Origin of the sequence: Stenotrophomonas sp. AR029 (assembly GCF_047520695.2) — a bacterium.
Classification (GTDB): domain Bacteria; phylum Pseudomonadota; class Gammaproteobacteria; order Xanthomonadales; family Xanthomonadaceae; genus Stenotrophomonas; species Stenotrophomonas sepilia.
Genome location: NZ_JAXBQQ020000006.1, coordinates 230,992 through 237,215, shown reverse-complemented (window position 1 = coordinate 237,215; position 6,224 = coordinate 230,992). Strand labels below are relative to the sequence as shown.

General features: G+C 65.5%; 4 protein-coding genes. All 4 read right to left on the bottom strand.

The window, feature by feature from the left end; all coding sequences use genetic code 11:
- Positions 1-227 precede the first annotated feature (227 nt).
- Positions 228-1,925 carry a YbaL family putative K(+) efflux transporter gene (ybaL, locus tag ACM0PB_RS17555; protein WP_065178909.1) on the bottom strand — a complete coding sequence of 566 codons (1,698 nt, stop codon included), beginning with the start codon at positions 1,923-1,925 and terminating at the stop codon, positions 228-230.
- A 192-nt stretch (positions 1,926-2,117) separates the two neighbouring features.
- Complete coding sequence (locus ACM0PB_RS17550) at positions 2,118-2,999, bottom strand: XVIPCD domain-containing protein (RefSeq protein WP_005418536.1); 882 nt, start codon at positions 2,997-2,999, stop codon at positions 2,118-2,120.
- Positions 3,000-3,008: 9 nt separating this feature from the next.
- Entirely contained in the window at positions 3,009-3,317 is a 309-nt protein-coding gene (locus ACM0PB_RS17545) for a hypothetical protein (protein WP_005418535.1), read from the bottom strand.
- 278 nt (positions 3,318-3,595) lie between these two features.
- Positions 3,596-5,983 (bottom strand): TonB-dependent receptor plug domain-containing protein, encoded by a 2,388-nt coding sequence (locus ACM0PB_RS17540; RefSeq protein WP_065178907.1) that lies wholly within the window; start codon positions 5,981-5,983, stop codon positions 3,596-3,598.
- Positions 5,984-6,224: the final 241 nt, after the last annotated feature.

Genomic DNA, 6,224 nt, shown 5'->3' with positions numbered 1-6,224 from the left:
GCTTACATGGGTGAGGGCGCTTTGCTTGCGAAGCACTGCTTCGCAAGCGCCCGAACGCACAGCCGCCAGCGGCTGGGCCGGGCCCCGGAGGGGTACTTGCAGCGGCCGCTGCAAGCGGACCCACCCCGCGATCCCACGGAATGCCAGCTTTGGCTCTTGTCGTTGCCGTTGCCGTTGCCGTTGTTTGGGCAGGTGCAGGGCTGCAAGCCCTGCCGCAAGCACACCCCTCATACAACAGGAATGTTGTGCTGCCTCAGGTTCCGGTACGGCGGCGTGGACATGATCATCTCCGCCAGCGAATAGGCCAGCTCGCGCTCGGCCATCACCGTGCCATCGGCACCGTGCTCCAGCAGATGCTTCACTTCGGCATCGCTGTGCGCACGTGCCAGCAGGGTCAGGTCCGGGTTGATCGCACGCAGCTTGGCCAGTGCCTCGCCGGCTTCCAGCGGCTGTGGGATCGCCAGCACTGCGATCTTGGCCCGCTCCGGATGGGCCTCGGCCAGCACCCGGTCGGCGGCGGCGCTGCCACGGATCGCTGCCAGGCCCCTGGCGTGCGCCTGCTCGACGTGCTCCTTGTTGTCATCGATCACCAGCACCGGCACGCCGCGATCGCGCAGTACCTGGGCCAGCTCGCTGCCCACCCGGCCATAGCCGATCACGATGGCATGGTCATGCAGGTCGCGCGACGGGCCGGTCGCCTCCTCCGGCTCCGGCGTTTGCGGCTGCTTTTCCTGTTTGGCCTGCCATCGGTCGAGCAGGCCGAACACCAGCGGGTTGAGCATGATCGATACCAGCGCGCCGGCCAGCACCAGCGACTGGCCTTCCTTCGGCAGGATCTGCAGCGCCACGCCGAGGCCGGCGATGATGAAGGCGAACTCGCCGATCTGGGCGAGGCTGGCCGAGATGGTCAGCGCAGTGCTGGTCGGGTGGCCGAACGCACGCACGATGAAGAACGCGGCTGCCGACTTGCCGAACATGATGATCAGCACCGTGGCCAGCACCTGCCACGGATGCTGGACGAGGATGTTGGGGTCGAACAGCATGCCGACCGAGACGAAGAACAACACCGCGAACGCATCGCGCAGCGGCAGCGAATCGTGCGCGGCCTTGTGGCTCAGTTCCGATTCGTTGAGCAGCATGCCGGCGAAGAACGCGCCCAGCGCGAACGAGACGCCGAACAGCATCGCCGAGCCGAACGCCACCCCCAGCGCGATTGCCAGCACCGACAGGGTGAACAGTTCGCGCGAACCGGTACCGGCGATACGTTCGAGGATCCAAGGGATGACCCGGCGCCCGACCACCAGCATCACCGCCACGAACAGGCCCAGCTGCACGAAGGTCCAGCCGATGTCGGCCAGCACGCTGCCCAGCGAGTGCGACTCCTTGGCCGCGTCGGGGCCGAACACACCGGCCATCACCGGCATCATCACCAGTGCCAGCACGCAGGCCAGGTCTTCCACGATCAGCCAGCCGACCGCGATCTTGCCGCGCATGGTTTCCAGCAGACGGCGTTCCTCCATCGCCCGCAGCAGTACTACGGTACTGGCCGTGGCCAGCGAGAAACCAAAGATGACGCCGTGAATGGCCGGCCAGCCCATCAGCGAGGCCACGCCCCAGCCGAGCAGGGTGGCCACCGCGATCTGGCCGATGGCGCCGGGGATGGCGATGGCCTTGACCGCCATCAGGTCCTTCAGCGAGAAGTGCAGGCCGACGCCGAACATCAGCAGCATCACGCCCAGTTCGGCCAGCTGGTTGGCCAGCGCCTGGTCGGCGACGAAGCCGGGGGTGAACGGGCCTACGCAGATGCCAGCAACCAGGTAACCGACCAGGGGAGACAAGCGGAGCTTGTTGGCCAGCGCGCCGAAGATGAAGGCGAGCCCCAGGCCAACGGCCACGATGTTGATCAGGTCGGTGTCATGGTGCATCGGCACTCGCAGGAAATCGGGGGTGCCCCGATTTTCACCGATGACGCCAGATACGGCAAACCCGGCCAGCGTATCGGATCGTTGCGTGGGCGGCTTGTACGGGCGAGATATCAAGCCTTGTTGAGAGATGGCAGGCCCTGGCGGGCCGAATGGTGCCTACCTATGGGGGGCTCCAGGCGTAGCCGTCGATGATCACACCATCTGCCGGCGCTGGGTCTCTTCAAGGGCAGGCTCGGCCTGCTGCGGCGAGGCGGCCAACTGCTTGTCCAACTGATGAATCTGCCGCAGCGACTCCGCAACGGATGGCTGAAGGGCCGTTTCAATGTTGATGGGGGCACGCAGATGGCCCGGGTCATCCAAGGCTCCTTGAATGACGAAGATGTTCTCCGGCCTTGGGGGCTGACCAGTCGGCAAGCCCAATACCACATGGTCGATCCGTTCCAGACCTTGTGCCCGGGCAAGTTGGGTGAGGCTGGCCGCCATGCGTTGGCTGGATTCATCAGATGTGCGACCCAGCGATGCGTCCAGCGCATGGACGCCGGCGAGTGCCTGCTGGTGAAGCGATGCCGAGGCATCGCTCAGCGATGGGATGCTGGTTTCCGGCCGTTCGGTTGCCGGTTGCGGCTGCGAAGGACTGGTGGGCCGCACGCGCTCTGCCTTGCGAATGGACTCGATCAGCTCCCGCGGCGTATCGGTGAACAGCAGTTCGCCTGCATCCAGGGACTGCCCAGTAACCTTGTTCACGGTACTGGTCGCCCACGATGCGCAGGTATTGCCATATGACCAGGTGACATTTTCGCCCAAGGCCTGGTCAAGTCGCTTGACCTGCTCGGGAGTCAATTCGTAATAGCGTGAGGCCGAAGATGTGGCCCGGGCTTCCATGCCTTCGCGGATGTCCGAACCTGGACCATTGTCCTCAACGAGTGGATGGTTGTCTGGCCACAGGCCATGGAACGTCGTATGGCCGTTTCGCGTCACCGAGATCCAGGCGTGGCCGTCCACGAACTGATTGAACGACCCCTGTGTATTGGGGTCTACGTGACTATGGATGCCGAGGACGACCTTGTCGCTCATGGAATGCCCTTACGGAAAAATCTGTGTTTCGCCATCGGCGTACAGCATCACCACGCGCGGCGCCATCAAGGGAATTTCCTGACGGGCCGGGCCAGCAGGTCCGGGCTTCACGTCGCGCCGCAGCATGGTTGTGCATTGGCCGGATATGGGACAGCGATCGACAACGACTTTCATGGTGTCCCCTTCCACGACATAGCTCATCCCTGCCGCGTAATACATGCTTTCCATCGGTTCATTGAACTGGACCTGGAGCTTCGACGCGGAGAGCTGGGTGACGACGACCGGCTCAAGGCTCGATTTGGAATAGCTGGGTTTCACGTGATCTCCTGAACACCCTGACAGGGGGGCCGCCAGCGCAACCCACGCGAGCGCAGCGTACACATGGCGGCGAGTGATGCAGGCTCTCGTCACGGAGCGGCTCCTTCGTTGGTCCGCTGATTATGCACGGGACGGCCTATGAGGCGCGTGCAACAGAGCACAGCCTGGAAACCGGGTGCAGGAGCTGGCAACGTATACGGTCAGGACCGCGCCTGCCCCGACGTCGCCGGCGGGTGTGTGGAGCAGCGCCGGGCAGGGCACGGCGCCTCCATTACCGCTTACCAGGTGTACTTGATCCGCCCGTACACATACGCGCCGTTGAAGCCGAACGGCGAGTAGTTGCTGTACGGCAGCATGCCGAAGGTGGAGTTCTGCAGGTCTTCGGTGCGGTCCGGGTACTTGTCCAGCAGGTTGTCGGCGCCCACGGTCAGGGTCCAGTTGCTGCTCGGCTTGTAGCTGGCCGAGGCATCCACCACCCAGGCATCGCCGTAGGTCTGGTCGCGCAGCGCGGTTGCCGAGTTGCGCACGGTGAACTTGCCGTAGCGGGTTGCGGCCAGGCCCAGTTCCCAGTGGTCCGAACGCCAGGTGCCGCTCAGGATCGCCTTGTCGCGCGGGTAGCTGTCCTCGATGCGACCGATCTCATCACGGCCGATCAGCGACTGGGTCAGGCCCAGGGTGCCGAACACCGCCGGAGTGCCGCCGACACGGCGCACTTCGGTGTCGTTGTAGCTGTAGGCGGCGGTCAGCTCCAGGCTGCTGGCGCTGAACGGCACCGTGTAGCTGGACACGAAGTCGACGCCACGGGTGCGCGTATCCAGGCCGTTGGTGAAGTACGAGAACGCAGTCACCTGCGGCAGGCCCAACCCGGCCAGCAGGGCACTGGAGGCCGCGTTGGTAGTGATGCTGGACGACAGCGCGATGCGGTCATCGATGTCGATCTGGTACGCATCGACGGTGATGTACAGACGGTCGACCGGCTGCAGTACCAGGCCCAGGCTGTAGGAGGTGGAGGTCTCGGCCTTCAGCGGCGAGGCGCCCAGTGCCTGCGCGGCCGGGCTGGTGGTCGGGAAGGTGCCGCGCTCGACGAACACGCCGTTGAGGAACTGGCTGGTGACCGCCTGGTAGCCCTGCTGCGCCAGCGACGGTGCACGGAAGCCGCTGGAGGCGGTGGCACGCAGCGCGACCTTGTCGGTGAACGCATAGCGTGCCGACAGCTTGCCGGAGAAGCGGTCGCCGAAGTCCGAGTAGTCCTCGTAGCGGCCGGTGATGCCGGCCGAGAACTTTTCGGTCAGGTCCGCTTCCAGGCCGGCATAGACCGCGTAGTTGTGGCGGTCGGCATGCACTTCATTGGTCGGGGTGAAGCCGGCGAAGCCCTGCGCGCCGCTGCCGGTGTACGAGTTCAGTTCGCCCGGGTTCTGGTCCCACTTCTCCTTGCGGTACTCACCGCCGAAGGACAGCGTGACCGGGTAGGCAAGGCCCCAGTCCAGCGACTTGGTCAGGTCGGCGTTGAAGATGTCCTGCTGGTACTTCAGCGTGCCGTCGTAGAACGAGCGCGGGCTGGTCGCACCGAGGCTGTAGTTGATGCTGTTGCGGGTGTGGAAATCGAGGGTGTTCTCGCCGTGGTTCAGGCTCAGGTCCCAGGTCCAGCCGCTGTCGGTGTTGCCCTTGACCCCGGCCACCAGCGAGCGGTCCTTGGAATACTGGTTGATCTCCGGCACGTAGCCGTCCGGATAGGTCTGCGCCAGCAGCGCGCTCTGCCCGCTGTGGTTGCGCGAACGGTAGAACGCAAACGAGGTGATGTCGCGATTGCTGAGCAGCGCGCTGGCGTAGCCGGTCACGTGGTCGCTGAAGTCGAAGCTGGCGTTGGCCGACGCAGCAGTGGCATCCACGCGCGGGTCGCCGACGATGAAGGTCTTCTGGCCGATGCTGGGGAAGTTGCCGGTGTTCGGCGTGGTGCCGCGGTACGGGCCGGCGCGGTTGCTTTCATCCTGCTGGCTGATCTGGCCGGCCACGTGCACGCGGCCTCGGCCGTTGCCGAACTCGACGCCGGTATCGCCGGAAAGCTGGTACTTGTTGCCGTCGCCGGCGGAGTACTGGCCGTAGTCCACGGCCAGGCTGCCGCCACTGCCGCTGCCCTTGAGCACGATGTTGATGACGCCGGCAATGGCGTCCGAGCCGTACTGCGCCGACGCGCCGTCGCGCAGCACTTCCACGCGCTCGATCGCGGCGATCGGGATCGCGTTGATGTCCACCGCTGACGAGCCACGACCGATGCTGCCGTTGACGTTGATCATCGCTGAGGTGTGGCGGCGCTTGCCGTTGACCAGCACCAGCACCTGGTCCGGCGACAGGCCGCGCAGTTGCGCCGGGCGCACGCCGCTGGTGCCGTCGGTCAGCGCCGGGCGCGGGAAGTTCAGTGAGGGCAGGGCGCGTGAAAGGGCGGTGGCCAGTTCGCTGGTGCCGGTGGACTGCAGCGCTTCGGGGGTGATGATGTCGATCGGCGACTGCGATTCGGCGACGGTGCGGTCGGCCACGCGGGTGCCGGTGACGATCACGGTGTCCAGGGTATTGGCGGCGGTGCCGGCCTGCTGGGCGGCGGCGACGAACGGAGAGCCACCGAGTGCGACAGCGACGGCGGCGGCGATCAGGCTGGTCTTGCGGGTCATCGGGATGGGCTCCGGTTGGCGGGGGCGGCACCGGAATCGACATCACGGGGGTGAGGCGGACGGCGGTTGTTGCGGTGCGCAATACAGCAATTAACGGGATATTCAGTGCCTGTCAAATGCCGGTCATCGGAAAAAACGTTGCAGCAGCAACCATTTAGCCCGGACAGGCATCGGCGGGGAGGAGACCCGGGACGCGCGCGGCGAGGACGTGGGAGAGAGGAACGTCGGCCACTGCGCATCC